This window comes from Streptomyces sp. 184, from assembly GCF_045781775.1.
Classification (GTDB): domain Bacteria; phylum Actinomycetota; class Actinomycetes; order Streptomycetales; family Streptomycetaceae; genus Streptomyces.
On the sequence record NZ_CP123230.1, the window covers coordinates 4172753 to 4189820 of the forward strand.

General features: G+C 72.2%; 13 protein-coding genes. 5 read left to right on the forward strand and 8 right to left on the reverse strand.

Features of this window, described 5'->3' with window-relative positions:
• Positions 1-610: 610 nt before the first annotated feature.
• Both QBL21_RS17470 and QBL21_RS17475 read right to left on the reverse strand, forming a co-directional pair.
• Positions 611-1363: a hypothetical protein gene (locus QBL21_RS17470; protein WP_407563127.1), complete on the reverse strand. Its 753-nt coding sequence runs from the start codon at positions 1361-1363 to the stop codon at positions 611-613.
• A 108-nt stretch (positions 1364-1471) separates the two neighbouring features.
• Positions 1472-2710 (reverse strand): MFS transporter, encoded by a 1239-nt coding sequence (locus QBL21_RS17475; protein WP_407563128.1) that lies wholly within the window; start codon positions 2708-2710, stop codon positions 1472-1474.
• A gap of 26 nt (positions 2711-2736) precedes the next feature.
• Between QBL21_RS17475 and QBL21_RS17480 the strand changes: the two genes are divergently transcribed.
• Complete coding sequence (locus tag QBL21_RS17480; protein WP_407563129.1) at positions 2737-3261, forward strand: CGNR zinc finger domain-containing protein; 525 nt, start codon at positions 2737-2739, stop codon at positions 3259-3261.
• A gap of 297 nt (positions 3262-3558) precedes the next feature.
• Here the strand turns inward: QBL21_RS17480 and QBL21_RS17485 are convergent, their stop codons facing one another.
• The 4 genes from QBL21_RS17485 to QBL21_RS17500 all read right to left on the reverse strand — a co-directional run bounded on the left by QBL21_RS17485 (position 3559) and on the right by QBL21_RS17500 (position 8912).
• The gene (locus tag QBL21_RS17485) at positions 3559-4566 is read right to left on the reverse strand and encodes an ADP-ribosylglycohydrolase family protein (protein WP_407563130.1); all 1008 of its coding nucleotides are present in this window, start codon (positions 4564-4566) and stop codon (positions 3559-3561) included.
• A gap of 247 nt (positions 4567-4813) precedes the next feature.
• Positions 4814-5788, reverse strand: a complete 975-nt coding sequence (locus QBL21_RS17490; RefSeq protein WP_407563131.1) for an N-acetylglucosamine kinase — start codon at positions 5786-5788, stop codon at positions 4814-4816.
• A complete protein-coding gene (locus QBL21_RS17495; RefSeq protein WP_407563132.1) occupies positions 5785-6687 on the reverse strand; it encodes an N-acetylmuramic acid 6-phosphate etherase in 903 nt (300 codons plus the stop codon). The genes QBL21_RS17490 and QBL21_RS17495 overlap by 4 nt, the downstream gene beginning before the upstream one ends.
• Complete coding sequence (locus tag QBL21_RS17500; protein WP_407563133.1) at positions 6684-8912, reverse strand: alpha-N-acetylglucosaminidase TIM-barrel domain-containing protein; 2229 nt, start codon at positions 8910-8912, stop codon at positions 6684-6686. The genes QBL21_RS17495 and QBL21_RS17500 overlap by 4 nt, the downstream gene beginning before the upstream one ends.
• Before the next feature lie 110 nt (positions 8913-9022).
• Between QBL21_RS17500 and QBL21_RS17505 the strand changes: the two genes are divergently transcribed.
• The 4 genes from QBL21_RS17505 to QBL21_RS17520 all read left to right on the forward strand — a co-directional run bounded on the left by QBL21_RS17505 (position 9023) and on the right by QBL21_RS17520 (position 13550).
• A complete protein-coding gene (locus QBL21_RS17505) occupies positions 9023-10288 on the forward strand; it encodes an ROK family protein (RefSeq protein WP_407563134.1) in 1266 nt (421 codons plus the stop codon).
• A gap of 103 nt (positions 10289-10391) precedes the next feature.
• The gene (locus QBL21_RS17510) at positions 10392-11717 is read left to right on the forward strand and encodes an ABC transporter substrate-binding protein (RefSeq protein ID WP_407563135.1); all 1326 of its coding nucleotides are present in this window, start codon (positions 10392-10394) and stop codon (positions 11715-11717) included.
• A complete protein-coding gene (locus QBL21_RS17515) occupies positions 11707-12672 on the forward strand; it encodes a carbohydrate ABC transporter permease (RefSeq protein ID WP_407563136.1) in 966 nt (321 codons plus the stop codon). The genes QBL21_RS17510 and QBL21_RS17515 overlap by 11 nt, the downstream gene beginning before the upstream one ends.
• The gene (locus tag QBL21_RS17520) at positions 12669-13550 is read left to right on the forward strand and encodes a carbohydrate ABC transporter permease (RefSeq protein WP_407563137.1); all 882 of its coding nucleotides are present in this window, start codon (positions 12669-12671) and stop codon (positions 13548-13550) included. The genes QBL21_RS17515 and QBL21_RS17520 overlap by 4 nt, the downstream gene beginning before the upstream one ends.
• A gap of 244 nt (positions 13551-13794) precedes the next feature.
• Here the strand turns inward: QBL21_RS17520 and QBL21_RS17525 are convergent, their stop codons facing one another.
• Both QBL21_RS17525 and QBL21_RS17530 read right to left on the reverse strand, forming a co-directional pair.
• Positions 13795-14163: a YciI family protein gene (locus tag QBL21_RS17525; protein WP_407563138.1), complete on the reverse strand. Its 369-nt coding sequence runs from the start codon at positions 14161-14163 to the stop codon at positions 13795-13797.
• A 76-nt stretch (positions 14164-14239) separates the two neighbouring features.
• A complete protein-coding gene (locus tag QBL21_RS17530; RefSeq protein WP_407563139.1) occupies positions 14240-17014 on the reverse strand; it encodes an ATP-binding protein in 2775 nt (924 codons plus the stop codon).
• Positions 17015-17068: the final 54 nt, after the last annotated feature.

Sequence of the window (17068 nt, forward strand, 5' to 3'; positions counted from 1 at the left end):
CCAGCCTGAACCAGGCTCCCGTACGGCCGGTCGGGCTCAGACGACGACCTGCTTTCCGGAGGTGATGAGCACGTCCTGCATTGGTGCAGCACCGCAGGCTCGGCGCGCGTTGGGTGTTCGACGTCAACCTCAAGTCGTCCCGGCACAACGTCCATCGTCGAACTGAGCAGCCTGATCTGTATGAAACTTCGGCTGCCGGAGCAGTATCAGGGAGGGGCTTGCTCACATTGGCTTCTACCCGTGCGACGCGCCGGAAGAAGCCCTTGTCTGCAGACCGCAGCCCCCGGGGTCCGGGGTCCAGGCCGTACTTCCCGGCGAGGTCTCTGATCTCCTGAACTCGCATCGGATGCGGCCTACCCGATGTATCGATCCCTATCAAGCCCGCAAAGTCCTTATCCTGTCTGACGTTCTCATACGCCCGCTTCAGACATCGGCGAACCCGCTCACTGCGGCTTGCAGATGCCAGGAGCCATATTCCTTCCGCAGCCGCCTCTACCGCGGCTCGGACGAGATTGTACGGGGCGTAGAGCTGAATCACTTTCGCTTCGAAGAGCAAGCTCTGCACCGCATGCAGACGATCAACGGCGTGGGAGAAGCACTGGTATGCGGACTAGATATCAGAAAAGGCGAGTCCGTTGTGGAGGGTTTCGCCGATCTGCCCGCACAGCGGCGCCAGGACGTCGGCGGCCTCGGTGTCGGACAAGTAGCCGGGGGCGACTTCGAGGAGCAGCTCCCCCATCTGGTGCGCGTGCGCGGCCATCTGGTCGAAGGCGGCGCGCAGCGCGGTGAGAACGGAGTCCGCCGCCGCTCCAGCCAGCGCGGCGAGGGCGGGGTCCGCCGGCGGTTCAGCGGGCGCCGGCGGAGTGGTGCGTACGTCGTGGACGGCCTGGCGGACCACCGCGCGGACGGTCAGCCCGTCGAGGGCCTGCGGGCCGCTGTGCGCGAGTGCGGCGACCCGGCGGCCGACGAGTTCTACGAGGTCGTCCGTACGGTCGGAAACAGCGAGCAGGGCGCGCTGGGACAGGCCGTAGTCGATCGTAACCGCGCGGCCGCCGTCTCGCCTGAGCCAGCCGCGGGTATCGATCCAGCCCAGCAACCAGCGCCGTTCGTCGTCGTCCAGGTCGTCGTCGTCCTTGCCGAGGGTGAGGTAGAGCCGCCGGTCGTCATCGATGTCGACGCGCCGGTCGGCCACCGCCTCGGCCCAGTCGGCCTCGGGTTCCGGGCGCGGGGACTGCTGGCCCAGTCGGCGGCGGGCGGCGGTGTACGAGCTGCCCTCGCGTTCGGCGAGGTGTCGGTCGGCGCGCTTGGCCTGCTTGCAGTCACGGCCTTCTCCCGGCCTGGTGACGATCCCACGCATCGTCACCGCGCAAAAGAACCGTCGATGCGAGCGCGTGAGGCGCAGCCCCTTGACCTCGTTGCCGCACCCCGGCGTGGGCGGGATACTGCTCCGAGTCAGGCCGAGCCGCGGTGGTTAAGGCTGTCCGCGGGTTCGGAGCTCCGACTGGGCTGTGACCGCCAGGGCGGCGACGGTCAGCAGCCACAGCAGCGCCCAGGCTGGGGTGAAGCTGCTGGTGAGGTCGACCAGCAGGCCTAGTACGGGCGGCATCGTGACGATGGCGATCTGGTTGACGGACATGGCCAGTCCCAGGGCGAAGCCGGTCTTGCCCGGTGGGGCCGCTTCGGTGACGTAGGCGACCCAGGGGCCGTACCAGCCGTAGCCGAAGAAGCCGAGCCAGACGAAGACGCCAGAAGCGACGACCGGTGCCCTCCCGGCCGGCGTCATCAGCACGGCCACCCCGGCGATCACGGCGACCATGCAGACCAGCACGATGGCATAGCGCCCGAACCTGCTCCGGTCGCTCCAGGCGGCCAGGCAGATCCTGCCCGCAACGCCCGCACCCTGGGAGGCCACCAGGACCAGGGCCGCCTGCCCGGCACCGATCGATGACGCCTGGTGGAGGTGGAGCACCGTCAGGATGCCCACGCCGTACTGCACCGAGATCAGGCTGGTTCCCGACAGCATGATCTTCACCGTGGACGGTTCACGGAGCATTCTCAGCCGGGCGCGGAGGGGTGCCGACGGTCCCTTGTTCTGCCGGGTGGGCCGTGCGGGTGGCCGGCGGTAACAGCCCATGAAGAGGCCGGCTCCAAGCAGCGCGACGAGGCCACCGGTCAACAGTGTCGCCCGCCAGCCGAACTCCTCAGCGACGAGTGGGAGTACGGCGGAGGCGAGCGCCGCACCCAGCGGCAGCCCGGCTTGCCGGATACCCATGGCGAAGCCGCGCTGGGACGCGTCGAACCAAGACGCCACCGACTTGCTCCCACCCGGCTGGACGGTGCTGTATCCCGTGCCGACCACCAACAGCGCGACCACAAGGGCCGTGTATCCCGGCGCCAGGCTCCCCGCGCCCAGAGCCAGCCCGACCGTGCCGGCCCCGATCCCCACCACCCAGCGTTCGTTGTAGCGGTCCAGTAGCTCGCCGGCCACCAGCAGCCCGACCAGCGGCATGAGCTGGGCCGCTGAGACCAGCAGACCGAGCTGCGCCGTGCTCAAGTCCAGGGCGCTCTGGAAATGGACGCCGAGCGCCCCGATTCCGCCCACGAAGAAACCGGACGCGGCCTGGGTGAAGGTGGCAATGCCCAGCACGAACCATCGATAGCTCCACGGGTCGCGGAACAGGGGTCCGGCGCGTCGGGCGGTTGGCGTCATGCCGACCACACTGGTGTAATGGTCTTATGCAACTCAACCCTTACGGCGAGGATGCGGTGCACCTGGCCGCAGAGCTGGCCAACCACCGGCCTGAGAGCGCGGAGGGGCTGGCGGACCGCTGCCGCGCCGCCGGGCTCATGCTGGAGCACCCGGTGACGTCGGACGATCTCGGCCGCACCCAGGCCGCACTCGACGCCTGGGAGAGGGTCGTCGACGCCGCCGGGGAGCAGGAGCGCGCCGATCTGCTGAACCGGATGCTGGCCGAGGCCGCGGCCTATCCGCGGCTGACCTCCCACGCCGGTACCGGCTGGCATCTGCACTACCGGGACGCGGAACAGCCGCCCGGCTCCCTGCTGTTCACGCTGTTCGCGGTCGGTACCGCACTGCATCTGGCGGGTCGCGGCATGCACCGGCTCGGGCGCTGCGCAGCGACCGGGTGCGGTACGGCCTTCGCCGACACCTCGCGCACCGGACGACAGAGCTACTGCTCCCAGCGCTGCGCCAACCGCGACGCCGTCCGCAGACACCGGGCGCGAGCCGCGGTCACCTGACCATCGTCCCGGGCCGTTTCGGCGGATCGGCTGATCGCTGGGTCCGTGTACGCGGCGAAGACCCGCACAGCACTGACGAGCCGATCGGTCTGATCGGGTTCACCGGCGTGCAAGCCGTACTGTTCGGCGGGCCCAGGCTCTCGACGGGACCCCTTGCCCGGCTCAGCGGCCGAGGCTGGGCGGGCCCCGCTGCGCGGCGTGCTCAGCCTCCCGGCGGCGCCGCCGGTGCAGCGGTCCCCCTGCGGCGGCATCCTCCCTGCGCTCGCCCTGAGCGCGGCGGTCCCGGCTCCTGCTTGGCTACTGATCCCAGGCCGCACCGAGCGCCAGCAGCCGCTCGCGGTACTCGATGACCTCGACCCACTCCGACGGCCAGGCCGCCGCCCCGTGGCACGCGCCGGCGAACGCCCCGGCCAGCGCGGCAATCGAGTCGGAGTCGCCGCTGGAGTAGGCGCCGCGGCGCACGGCGGCCGGCGGGTCGTCGGGGTGCTGGAGGAAGCAGAACAGCGCGGTGGCGAACGCCTCCTCGGCGATCCAGCCCTCGCCGGTGGCCAGGCAGGGGTCGGCGTCCGGATCGGCATCCGGCAGCGCGGCCCCGACCCGGTCCAGGGCGGCCAGGCACTCCTGCCAGCCGCGGGAGATGAAGGAGATCCGATCCGGATCTTGAGCGTGCTCGGCCAGATCGCCCAGCCAGTCGGCCCGGTAGACGGCCCGGTTCGCCTCCGCGTACGCGCGCAGCTGCGGCAGCAGGCCCTGCGGGGCCGTGCCCTGGGCCAGCAGGTGGACGGTGTGCGCGGTCAAGTCGCTGGCTGCCAGCGCGGTGGGGTGCCCGTGGGTGAGGCCCGACTGCAACTGGGCCGCGCCCGAGCGCTGCTCAGCGCTCAGCCCCGGGATCAGGCCGAGCGGTGCGACCCGCATGTTCGCCCCGCAGCCCTTGGACCCCACCACGCTGGCCCGCTGCCAGGCCCCGCCCTCCTCCAGCGCCTCGCACGCACGCAGGCAGGTGTCCCCGGGGGCCCGGTTGTTCTCCGGCGAGTGATACCAGCTCAGAAAATGCGTCCGGACCGGTGGTTCCATCCGCACGGCGGTAAGCGGGCCGTCGGCCAGCCCTGTGTGCAGTGCCTCGCCGAGGGCGAGCGTCATCTGCGTGTCATCGGTGACATAAGCCGTACCCGAGGAGACCGGCAGCGGCAGCGAACGCCACTCCCCGAACTTCGCCTCGATCTGGGCGAAGGTGTTGAACTCGGTGGGGAAACCCATGGCATCCCCGATGGCCAGCCCCAGCAGTGCCCCTGTCGCGCGCTTCATCCCGTGCCCCGCCCCCATCGTTGTTCCGGTCCACCGATCCTAAGAGGCACCGGCGGCCACAAGCGGGTGGCATCGGCCTGCCGGGCGAGCGGCAAGCCGCCGCTGAAACAACGAAAGCGGCCGTTGCCGCCTTCGCCGACCACAGCGGGGCACCGCGCTCCCGGCGTTACCTTCGAACCACCCACCAGCCTCTCGACCACAAACCCGGGCGAGAAAGGGACGTCATAAGCTGCTGGGCGGCCGCGCTTCACCGCGTCGGCGTCCGGTCGGCGGAGAAGACGTACAGGTACGGAAAGTGCGGTTGCAGCGTCCCCGCCGACGCCGCCCGGGCCAGGGCCAGGGCGCCGTCGGCGGAGGTGCCGCGCGGCGGGGTGAAGCGGGCGTCGGGGAGCAGGGTGCGCACGGTGCTGCGGAAGGGCTCCATGAGCAGGTCGGCGGCGTCGAAAAGGCGGCCGCCCCAGGAGAAGACGGGGTCGAGCCCGGTCGCGGCGGCCACCGCGGTCTGGGCGAGGTGGCGGCCGGCCTCGGTCCAGATCCGGGCGGCGACAACGTCCCCGGCGCATGCCGCGTCGCTGACCGATGGGGCGAACGAGGCGAGGTGATGGGCCGCCGAGTTCCCCTCGTGGACGAGGGCGACGAGGTCCAGGGGCTGACCAAAGCGGGCCGTCATGCGCTCCAGCAGGGCGGTCGACCCGCCGGGCCGGCCGTCGTGCGCGCGCAGCGCCGCGTGCAGGCCCTGCCTGCCGATCCAGGCGCCACCGCCGTGGTCGCCGAGCAGGTGGCCCCAGCCGTCGGTCTGGTTCCAGACGCCGTCGAGGTCGGTGCCGAGCGCGATGACGCCGGTGCCGGCGGCGATGACGACGCCCGGCTCGAACCCGAGCGCGCCGACGTGCGTGGTCACGGCGTCGCCCGCGACGACGAGTGCGCCGATGCCGAACCGCCCGCGCAGCGCGTGCCAGAGTCCGCCGGGCTCGCCGACCAGGCCGGGCAGCCCGGTGATGCCGACGGCCATGCCCGCGAGACGGTCCACGGGCGGGCCGGGGGGCGCCGCGCTGGCGACGATGTCGGCGATGCGCGCGGCGAGCCGGTCGAGGTCGACGCGGCCGTTCGCCCGGGGTACGGGCGCCACGTCCTCCCCGTACGCGCGCCCTGCGCCGCCCTCGATCCGTACCCTGATCCCGCCGCCGCCGACGTCGACGCCCGCGAAGCCGTCTGCGCTCATCGGGTGTTCCCGCTCAGCGCCGCGACGGCCGCCCGCACGCCGGGGTGGCGCGCGAGCGCGGCGTGCGCCTGCTCCGGCGGACAGCCGGTGAGCAGCCGCACGAGCGCCGCCGGCAGCCGGCCGTCGGCCTCGGCCAGCGCGGCGCGGCAGGTCGCCTCGTCCTCGTTGGTGGCGGCGACGAGCAGGGCGACGGCGCGCTCGCGGAGCTTGGCGTTGGTGGCGACGAGGCCGACCATGAGGTTGCCGTACGTACGGCCCGACTTGATCATCAGCGCGGTCGAGAACGAGTTGAGGATCACCTTGGTGGCCGTGCCCGCCTTGAGCCGGGTGGAGCCGGTCAGTGCCTCGGGGCCGGTGGCGGCGACGACGCCGATGCCGGCCGGATCGAGCAGCGGGGCCTGCGGGTTGCAGGTGACCAGCACCGTGAGCGCGCCCGCGGCACGCGCGACGCGCAGTGCGCCGGCGACGTAGGGCGTGGAGCCTGAGGCCGTGATGCCGATCGCCACGTCGGCCTCGCCGAGGGCCGCGGCGTCGGCGGCGCCGAGCGCGTCGGCGTCCTCGCGGTCGACGGAGGAGTCGGCGAGGGCGGCGGGGCCGCCGGGGAAGTGGGCGGTGAACAGGTCGCGCGGGGCGCCGAACGTGGGGGTGATCTCGGTGGCGTCGAGCACGGCGAGGCGCCCCGAGGCGCCGGCGCCGAAGTAGTGCACGGTCCCGCCGCGGCCGAGCCGCAGGTGCGTCTCGTCGACGGCCCGGGCGAGTTCGGCGGTGGCCGGGCGGACGGCGGTGACGGCCCGGGCGTCCTCGTCGTGCAGCCGCCGGAGCAGGTCGGGGGTCGGCAGGGTGTCGATGTCGGCGGTGCGGGGGTTGCGGCGCTCGGTGGGCGGTACGGCCGGGGTCATCGTGCTCCTCGTCGGTCGTGGGCGTGGTCGTCGTCGGTCGGCGGCTGGGCGAGCGCGTCGGCCTGTTTCGCGTACGCGGTGAACAGCCGGCGTGACTCGGCGGCGAGGCCGGCGAGGCCGGCGGGAGGTGGTGCCGGGCCGTCGCGGAGGAACTGCTCGGCGCGGTGGCGCAGTTCGTCCTGCAACTCGCGCTCTGCGGCTACGCCGCCGGGCTCGGCCAGCGCCCGGTCGAGGCCGCGTGCCCACAGTGCCCAGCGGTCGCGGTAGTAGCCGCCGACGAGTCCGCTCCAGTGCCGGCCGGCGTAGTCGTCGAGACTCCCGCCGGCCGCGGCGCCCCAGATGGTGACGATGCGGCGGGCGTTGTCCCGCAGCACGTCGGCGTCGGCGGGCCCGTCGGCCCAGGCCAGCGCCTTGGACTCCCAGTGGCGGAAGGTGTATTCGGGCCGGCAGGCGAGCATCCGGTCCAGGTCGTCGAAGACGCGCAGGAACCGGTCGAGGTGCGGTCCGCTGCCGGCGTCGCGGCGGACGGACTCCGCCACGGCGTCGAGGTGGTACCGGTCGGCGACCCGGGCCATGAACGCGATGCCCGTCTCGACGAGGTCGTGCCCCAGCGGTCCGGCGGTCAGCCCGGGGTCGTGCTCGGCCGCCTCGACGAGCCGCTCCCAGGCCGCCGCCAGCGCGGCCGGCCGGTACCAGAGGGTGCGGGCGACGTCGGCGCGCAGCTCCGCCAGCCCGCCGTGGAGGGGCGCGTACGACGGGCTGGCGGTGATGATGCCGTTGTACTGCTCGGGGAAGATCCGCAGGCCCCGGGCGTCGTAGACGGTGTCCAGCAGGCCCCGCCAGGCGGCCCGCAGGGTGCCGGTGTCGCCGCGCCCGCCGTAGCGCCGGTCCACGAAGTCGTCGAGCCATACGCCGACGTCGGTCGCACGGTGCCAGAGCTGATCGGCCGTCAGCTCGAAGAAGACGGGGTTGTTGCGGGTGGCCTCCATGGCCAGGCCGAGTCCCGCGGGCGGGTGCGGCGACGCCAGGGCGGCGTCCACCGCGGCGGGCACCCCGTGCAGGTCGGCGACCGGGTCGGTGCGGCCGCCGAAGTTGAGCAGCGCGCACCACAGCCAGGGCTTGCCGGAGAACCCGTCGAGGCGTTCCCACTGCGGGTCGTACTCGGCCCACAGGTCGGCCACGACCATGCGGTCGTCGGGGATGGCGTCGAGGAAGGCGGCGACGCGGTCGTCGGTCCAGAAGTCCCGCTGGTACGAGAACGGCCAGGCCTGCATGATCCAGACCGCGTCCGGGTCGGCGGCGAGCAGCCCGGCGAGCGTCGCGTCCGCCACCGCGCCGGGGAAGGCCGGGTCGGCGTCGACGGGGATCATCTCGATGAAGGGATCGGCCGCGTACCGGTGGTCCGTGCCGTACAACTCGGCCTGTGCGCGGGCGACTTCGGTGCACAGCCGGGTGTACAGCGGGTCGGCCGGGTCGAGTACCCAGGTGTCGAACCCCTGCCAGCCGCGGCGGTGGGCGCGGGCCGAGGCGGCGAGCGCCCGCGGGACGTGCCCGGTGAAGGCGGGCAGCACGGGCGTCATGCCGAAAGCGCGCTCGCGCTGAAGGATTCGGGCGCCGAGGTCGCGGTGGCGGGTGAGCCAGGAGGCGGGCAGCGGCCCCGCGAAGCCGTCGAGGCAGCCCATGAACTGGAACGGCAGGTAGCCGGGCCCGCCGAGGAAGTCGCGGATCGTGTGGTCGTCGAGGCCGGCGCGGGAGTAGGCGGTGTGCAGCGCGGCCTCGTGGCCGGTGACGGCCAGCGGCATGGTGATGCCGTGGAGCGCCATCCAGTCGATCTCGCGCTCCCAGTCGGGCCAGTCCCAGTAGGGCGTCGTGTAGCTGAACGTGCAGAAGTTGAGGTAGTAGCCCTCCCGCACGCGCGCCTGGCCGTGCCGCCGCGGGCTGTCCGGGAGGGACGTCACGGGCAGCGGCAGCTCGGTGTCCCAGCCCACGGTCAGGCGGCAGCGCTCCCGCAGGTAGTGGTGCAGCCCGACGGACGCGCTGACCCCGTCCGTCGCGGAGACGGTGAGCACCCCGCCGTCCGCTTCGTACACATAACTCCGCAACTCGCCGTCTAGCGGGGCAAAGCGGACGGCGCTGGCCGCCCGCGGGCCGAGGACCCGCTCGGCGAGGCCGCGAACGGCCACCGCCCACTCCGGCGTCGCCTGCTCGTCGTCTGCGGTCGGCATCGCACGTCAGCTCCTTGATGAATTAGTTACGTACGGATCATAATTAATCTGCTAGCGTACCCGCCACATCGTTCACCTGCTCGAAGCAGGGGTGCCGGAAGAGGGGTGTCATGGGGGACCAGCTGGTCGCCGCCGGAACACGGTTCATGCGGGAGGTCAACGCCGCCGCGATCCTGCGGCAGTTGCGCACCGAGCCCAGCATGAGCGTCTCCGCGCTGGCCAAGGCGGTGGGTCTGTCCCGGCAGGCGGTGAGCCGCTCGCTCAACGCCCTGGTTGAGGAGGGACTCGTCGAGTTCGGCTCCCTCGACCGCAGCTCCGCCCGGGCGGGGCGGCCCGCGCAACTCGTCCGCTTCCGGGCGGAGGCGGGGTACGTGCTCGGCCTCTCGGTCAGCCCGCAGGACCTGCGGGTCGCGGTCTCCGACCTGGCCGGAGCCGTCGCCGCCGGCGAGGTGGTGCAACTGGGCGCCGGGATGAGCGGCGAAGCGGCCGTGCAGTCGCTGCTGGACACGGTGGCGCGGACGCTGGCCTCTACGGACATCGCGCCCGGCGACGTCTGGTTCGCCTCGGTGGGCGCGCCCGGCATCGTCGACCCGGCGACCGGCGTCATCAGGCTCATCCCGAGCATGCCGGGGCTGAGCGGCGACATCCTCGTACGCCGCCTCGGCGACGCCCTCGGCTGCCCGGTCTACCTGGACAACGACGTCAAGCTCGCCACCCAGGGCGAGCGCTGGCGCGGCGCCGAACGGCGCGAGGACTCGCTGGTGATGGTCCACTGGGGCGAGCGCGTCGGGGCCGGCATCGTGCTGAACGGCGAACTCCACCGCGGCGCCTCCAACGACGCCGGGGACCTGGGGTTCCTCGACCTGTTCGCGGACGAGCCGGCCACCGGACCCGCCGGCGCGGCCCGCCATCCGCACGGGCTCGGCCCGTTCGAGGGCTGGGTCGGCGGCGCGGAGATCGTGCGGCTCGCCGCGGCGGCCGCGGAGCGCGCCGGCGACGACGCCTTCCTGGACCGCCTCGACGCCGCGGGCGACCGGGCGTTCGACGCCGTGCTGGACGCCGTCACGGACGGCACGCCGGCGGCCCTGGAGACGCTCGACGTGGTCGCCCGCCGGTTCGCCAAGGGCGTCGCGGCGATACGCGTGATCCTCGACCCGCGGCTCGTGGTCATCGGCGGACCGATGGCCCGGTGCGGCGAGACGCTGCTCGCCGCCGTCCGCGGGCATCTGTCCGATCAGGAACTCGACCAGCCGGCCCTCGCCGTCTCGACGCTGCGGGAGGACGCGGTCGTCCACGGCGCGCTGCACCATTCGCTGGACGAGATCGAGCGGACCAAGTTCGGCCTCGTGCCCGGCGGCCGCCAGGAGGCCCGTTGAGTACGCGCCACACCCACACGCCCCCGCCCCGACGCCGCCCGGCGCCGGTGTCCGGCAGCACCAGACAGCAGACAGCGGAACACAGAGGAGGACTGTCATGCGGATGACGGCACCAGCCCGGAAACAGGCGCTCGCGGCGCTCGGTACCGCGGCGGCACTCGCCCTGACGGCCTGCGCGGGAAGCGGCGGAGCGGAGGGGGACACCAACGACGACGTCGAGGCGTCGACGAAAATCTCCGACGACCCCGTGACGCTCACCCTCGCCTTCACCGACGACCCGCCCACCGAGGCGCTCATCGACGGCTTCGAGAAGAAGCACCCGAACGTCACGATCAAGACCCAGCAGACGCCGTTCAACGACTACGTCAAGTCCATCAAGCTGGGCATGTCGTCGGACAACCCGCCGGACCTCGCGCAGTACAACCCCGGCGCGATGAACTCCCTGGTCCCTGCCGGGCTCATCCAGGACCTCGGCCCCTGGTCGAAGGCGTACGGGTGGCAGGACAAGTTCCCGCCGGCGAGCCTGGAGGTGCTGAGCTCCGACAAGTCGGCCAAGCAGTTCGGCACCGGCAGCCTCTACGCCGCTCCCGGCGCCCTCTCCGTGCTCGGCGTGTTCTACAGCAAGTCGGCCCTGGCCGACGCGGGCGTGCAGGACGTGCCCGGGACGCTGGCGGAGTTCGAGGACGCGATGGAGCGGGTGAAGGACGCCGGGCAGACCCCGCTGAGTCTGGGCGCGCTCCAGGTCGGCGGCTTCCAGCTCTGGAACGCGCTGCTCGACGTCACCGGCGACGTCGACTCCTACCGGGACTGGGTGTACGGCAAGCCGGGCGCCACGATCGAGAACGAGGACGCGCGCAAGGCCGCCGAGAAGCTCGCCGGCTGGGTGGACGAGGGCTACGCACGCGAGTCGGCGAACGCCAAGGCCGACACCGACGCGCAGGCGGACTTCGCCTCGGGCAAGAACGCCTTCCTCGTCACCGGCAACTGGGCCGCCGCGGCACTGGAGGCCGAGATGGGCGAGGACGTCGGCTTCTTCCTCATGCCCTCCCCCGAGGGCGGCACGCCCGAGGTCGCCTCCGGCGCCAGCGTCGCGTACGCCATCTCCTCGAAGTCGGAGCACCCCAACGAGGCCGCCGCGTTCCTCGACTACCTCAGCTCGCCGGAGGCGGCGAAGATCCAGTTCGACACCGGGTTCATGCCGGTCGACACCGAGGCGGAGCTGGGCGCCGAGGGCGTACGGAACGAGATCGCGACCGGCTTCGCGCCGGTGGCGCAGGCCGACGGCATCGTCCCGTTCCCCGACTTCGCCTCCCCCGGCATGATCGACAAGCTGACGCCCGGCATCCAGGGGCTCATCAACGGCAAGACCACCCCCGACGACTTCCTGCGCTCGCTCCAGGAGTCGTGGAACGAGCACCATGGCTCATGACCTGAGCACGCCGGTCACCCCTCCGAGGGCCGAAAAGGCCCGCGGCGGGCGCCGCGACGCGACCGGGCGCGCACGCCGCGCGCCCGGGCGCGGGCGGCGGTGGCGCGGCTGGCTGTACGTGCTGCCGGCGCTCGGCGTGTATCTCGGGTTCGCCATCTGGCCAGCGCTGAACACGCTGCGCCTGTCCTTCTTCGAGTGGGACGGCGTGCTGGCGCCGACCTGGGCCGGGTTCGACAACTACACGCGGATCTTCCAGGACGAGGCACTCTACGAGGCGATTCTGCACAGCCTGGTGCTGATCGTCTTCTTCTCGTTCGTGCCGGTGGTCGTCGGGCTGCTCATGACGGCCCTGCTGCTGGGCAAGGTGCGCAAGGGGATGACGTTCTTCCGGGTCGTCTTCTTCCTCCCCCAGGTGCTGCCGCTGGTCGCGGTCGGCGTCACCTGGCGCTGGCTCTACAGCGAGTCCGGCGCCGTGAACCAGCTCCTCGACCTCGTCGGCCTGGGCTCGCTGACCCGGCCCTGGCTCGGCGACTACGACCTGGCGCTGATCGCGCTGGGGCTGATCGGGACCTGGACGATGAGCGGACTGTGCATGATGCTCTTCCTCTCCGGCGCGCAGAAGATCGACACGGCGCTCTACGAGGCCGCCGTCCTCGACGGCGCGGGCCCGTTCCAGCAGTTCCGCCACGTCACCCTGCCCGGGCTGCGACAGGAGATCACGATCGCCGGGGTCATCACCACGATCGCGGCCCTGGCCAGCTTCGACCTCGTCTTCGTCACGACGAACGGCGGCCCGGTGGGGCAGACGAACGTGCCCGCCCTGCTCGTGTACCGACTGGCGTTCAACGAGGGGGACATCGGCGGCGCCAGCGCGCTCGCCGTCGTGCTGACCGTGCTCGTCGTCGCCATCGTCAGCGTCATCCGATATCTCGCCAGGGACAGGAGTCGAGCATGAGCGGCGGTGTGAGCGCCCGGCCCGGGCCCAAGTCCCCCGGCACACGCGCCCGAAGCGGCGTGACGGCCCGGGGCACCAGCCTGCGCTACGGAGTCCTCGTCGCGCTCGCGGCCATGGTGCTGCTGCCGTTCGCCGGCATCGTGCTGGCGGCCCTGCACCCGCAGGGCGAGCAGGTCGGCGGGCTGAGCATCCCCGGCGACTGGTCCTGGGGGAACTTCGAACAAGCCTGGGAGCGGGGCAACTTCGGCAACCTCATGCGGTCCAGCCTGCTGATCGCGGTCTGCGTGGTGCCGCTGGCGGTGACGCTGGCGACGCTCGCCTCGTACGGACTGACCGTACTCAAGGCGTGGGGGAACCGAACGCTCTCCGCCGGGTTCGTGCTGGGGCTGACGCTGCCCGTGGAGCTCGTGGTGGTGGCCCTCTACTACAACCTGCGCGAGATCGGCCTCACCGACTCGTACACCGGCATCATCTTCGCCGAGGTGGCGCTGTTCATGCCGTTCGGCGTGTACTGGATGCAGGCGCACTTCTCCGCCATTCCCAAGGAGCTGGTCGAGGCGGCGCGCATCGACGGCGCCCGGGATCTCTCGGTCCTGGTGCGGGTGCTGCTGCCGATCTCGTGGCCGGCGATCACCACGCTGTCGGTCCTGTACTTCATGTGGTCCTGGAACCAGTTCCTGCTCGTGCTGGTCATGATGCAGGACCCGGACCGCCGCACCGCGCCGACCGGCCTCGGGCTCTTCGTCGGCCAGTACTCGACGAACATCCCCCTCCTCGCCGCCGCCAGCCTGATCGTCATCGCCCCGATCGTGGTGGTCTACCTCGTGTTCCAACGCAGCTTCGTCAACGGCATCACACAGGGCGCGATCAAGAGCTGACGCAGGGCCGCCCCCGGTCCCCCACCGCCTGACACCGGCCTCGATGCTCTACCGGACAGCACCGGGATGCCGGCGGCTTTCGTCACCGCTCCCCCGCCCCCAGTCCGGGAGAGACACGGGTACGGCCCGATGCCAGGCCTGTCCGCGGGAGCTTCGGTCGGCGCCGCTTCCGCGGCGCCGACCAGGTTGCGTCGATCACCCGCCAACATGATCTGTGCGGTTTCCGGAACCGCGGCGCGGATCGTCAGGCGCCGGGTTCCTCCTGGAGGGCACGCACCTCGATCCTGCTGCGCAGCGCCCGCGAAGCCTGCTTGGTCCATTCGATCGCGACGTCGTCGTTCTCGGCCTCGATGATCCAGAAGCCACCGAGGTACTCATCGGCCTCGACGAACGGGCCCGGTGTGAGTACGGGGCTGTCTCCGGAGTAGTCCACCGTGGTCGCGCTCGACGGTGGCTGGAGGCCGCCGGCGGTCACGAACGCGCCCGCCTCCTGAACGGCGGTGTTGAACGCGCCGACCGCGGCGATGACCTCTTGCAGCTCCGCGGGGTCCATGTCCTCCATCGTCGGCTCCTCGGCGGAGTCGTGCGGGAGGCTCAGGAAGTACTTCGTCATTGTCGTCTCCTCGTCGTACGGCCGACGGCCGCTGCCTTGATGCACGAAACGCTAGGCGGGGCTCACCGCTGACGTATCAGTCATCGTGACTGGTGTCCGGGAAACCGACGACCGGTGCCGTCGGCCGCTGGACGAGGTGGGCCAGCTCGGCGCGCCCGCTGACCCCGAGCTTCGGGTACGCCTTGTAGAGGTGGTGGCCGACGGTCCGTGGGCTGAGGAAGAGCTGCGCGGCGATCTCCTTGTTGGTCCGACCGCCGGCGGCCAGCCGTACGACCTGTAGCTCCTGGGGGGTCAACAGGGTGAGGGGGCCGCTGGGTTGTGGCTCATCGACCCGCTCCCCGAAGGCGGCCAGCTCGCCGCGCGCACGCTCGGCCCAGATCTGCGCGCCGAGGCGCTCGAACGCGGACACCGCCGTCGCGAGATGGCCGCGGGCCTCGGCACGGCGACGACGGCGCCGCAGCCACTCGCCGTAGACCAGCCGGGTGCGGGCGCGCTCGTAGGCGCCGCCGTGCTGCTCGTGGAGCCGCAGCGCCTCGGCGTACAGCGCTTCGGCGTCGCCGTCGTCGGCCAGCAGGGCCCGGCACCGTAGGACGAGCCCGGTGGCGACCGGGCGGTCGACGTGCTCAGCCCAGTGCCGGAAAGCCGCCAGCGGTTCGTGGACGCGGTCCGGCATGCCGCCGCGCACGGCTGCTTCCACCAGATCCGGCACCGCCCGCACCAGGACGTCGCGGCACGCAGGTCCCCGGGACACTTGCTCAAGCTGGTCGAACGCGTCCCCGAACCGCCGGGCGGAAAGGTCGAGCATCCCGAGACCCCAAGCCGCGATCTCGGCGTTGACCCGGTGCCGGGCCCGGGATCGCGGGAGCACCTCCTCGGCGAGAGCCCGGCAGCGTGCCTCGTCACCGGACACGGCGTGCAACCACACCTCCACCGACCGGTGGGCCAGGCTCTCGGTCCTGTTCCCGAGTTCGTCGCTCACGGAAACGCCTTCCGCCACACACGCGCGGGCGTCCGCGAACTCGCCGCGCAACAGCCGCGCCACGGCAAGCACGTTGAGGGTGTACGGGACCCACCCCAGCGCCCCGTTGGTCCGCACCACGGCCAGCATGTCCTCGGTCCCGTCGACGACGACGTCTTCGTCGGCGATCATGAGCCCGCCGAACCCGGCGGTGATGCGATGCATCAGGTCGTGCCCGCCACCGCGTGTGGCGCTGTGGAGATCGCGCATCGGGCCAACGGCCAGCTCTGGACGTCCGGCGAAAAGCTGCGCCCACCCGAGAAGGGCGGCGACCACGGGCGACCAGTGCACCGGCGGGGTGAACCCGCGCATCAGATCCGCCGCACGCCGCACAAGGTCGTGCGCAGCCCCGTGCCGGGCGGCGTGCGCGGCCTCGTAGAGCGTGAGTGCGGCGCGCTCCGGATCAGTGTCGCGCACCAGCGCGGCGGCCTCGAGCGTCAGCTCCGCGTCGGCCCGCGGCGACGTGCGTTCGTACTCCACGGCGCCACGGGTGTAGATGGCATCGGCCCGGACGCCGGTGTCGGCGGTGAGCGCGAGCGCCTCGGCCGCCAGCCGGGCGGCGCGGTCGGCCTTGCCCGCGTCGAACGCGGCCTGGCTGGCCCGGGCGATACGCCGGGCCTTCAGCTCCCGGTCGGCGCTGAGTCGACCGGCGCGTTCGTAGGCAGCGCACACCGCCATCGCGCCACCTCGGTGCCAGGCCCGCTCCGCCACTTCTTCGAGCTCGGCGGCCACCGCCTCGTCGGGTTTGGTGGTGGCAGCAGCCAGGTGCCAGGCCCGACGGTCGGCATCGGCGTCCGCGCCCAGCGCCTCGGCGTACGCGCGATGCACCTCCATCCGCCGGTGCAGCGGCGCGTCCTGGTACGCGGCTGCCCGTACCAGGGGGTGGCGGAACGTGATCCGGCTGTCGATCCGGACCAGCCGGTCACGTTCGGCGGGCGCCAGGTCGCCGGCGGCGCCGCCGAGGGATTCGATCACGTGCAGGATCGTCGCAAGGGGCGCCGCCGTGTCGGCTGCCGCCACCAGAAGCGCGCGCTGGGTGGGGTCGGGGAGCTCCACGATCTGGTGGCGGAATGCCTCCTGCACGCGGCGGGTCACCGGCAGCGGGCCGACCTGCTCGGCCGGATCGGACTCGTCGACATCGCCGGCCGCGAGCCGCGACAACCCGAGCTCGATGATCGCCAGGGGGTTGCCGCCGGACTCCGCGAGAACCCTGGTCCGCACCCGTTCGGCGAGGTCCGGTGCGTGGTCGTCGAGCAGCCGGGCGGCGTCGGGCGCGCCGAGGCCGGACAGGTCCACGACCTCGACGCCCGCAATCACGAACGGCGCCGACGTCTCGCGCACCGCAAACAGCAGCGCGATCGGGTCGGCCACGAAGCGGCGCGCCGCGAACAACAGCGCCTCCACGGAACCCTGGTCGAGCCATTGCAGATCATCGACCACGCACAGCAGCGGGGAATCCTCGGCCAGATCGGCGAGCAACGACAGGGTCCCGGCCGAGATCAGGAACCGGTTGGCGTCGTCTCCCTCGGCCAGGCCGAAAGCGCAACGCAGCGCCGCCGCCTGGGGAGTGGGCAGCTCGTCCAACCGATCCAAGTGCGGAAGCAGGAGCTGGTGCAGGCCGCCGTACGCCAGCTCGTAGTCGGACTCGATCCCAGCCCCGCGGACCACCCGCATGCCCTCGGCCTCGGCGATCGACACAGCATGGTCGAGAAGGACCGATTTCCCGATCCCCGGTGCGCCTCGCAGTCCCAGCGTCCCGCTGCGTTCATCGCGCGCATCCGCCAGCAGGCGCTGAACCCGCGCCTGCTGGACTTCCCTACCCACCAGTGACATGCGGGCACCCTAGTCCGCGGTTGCGAACTCGGTCGCCGCGCCAGGTCCAGGATG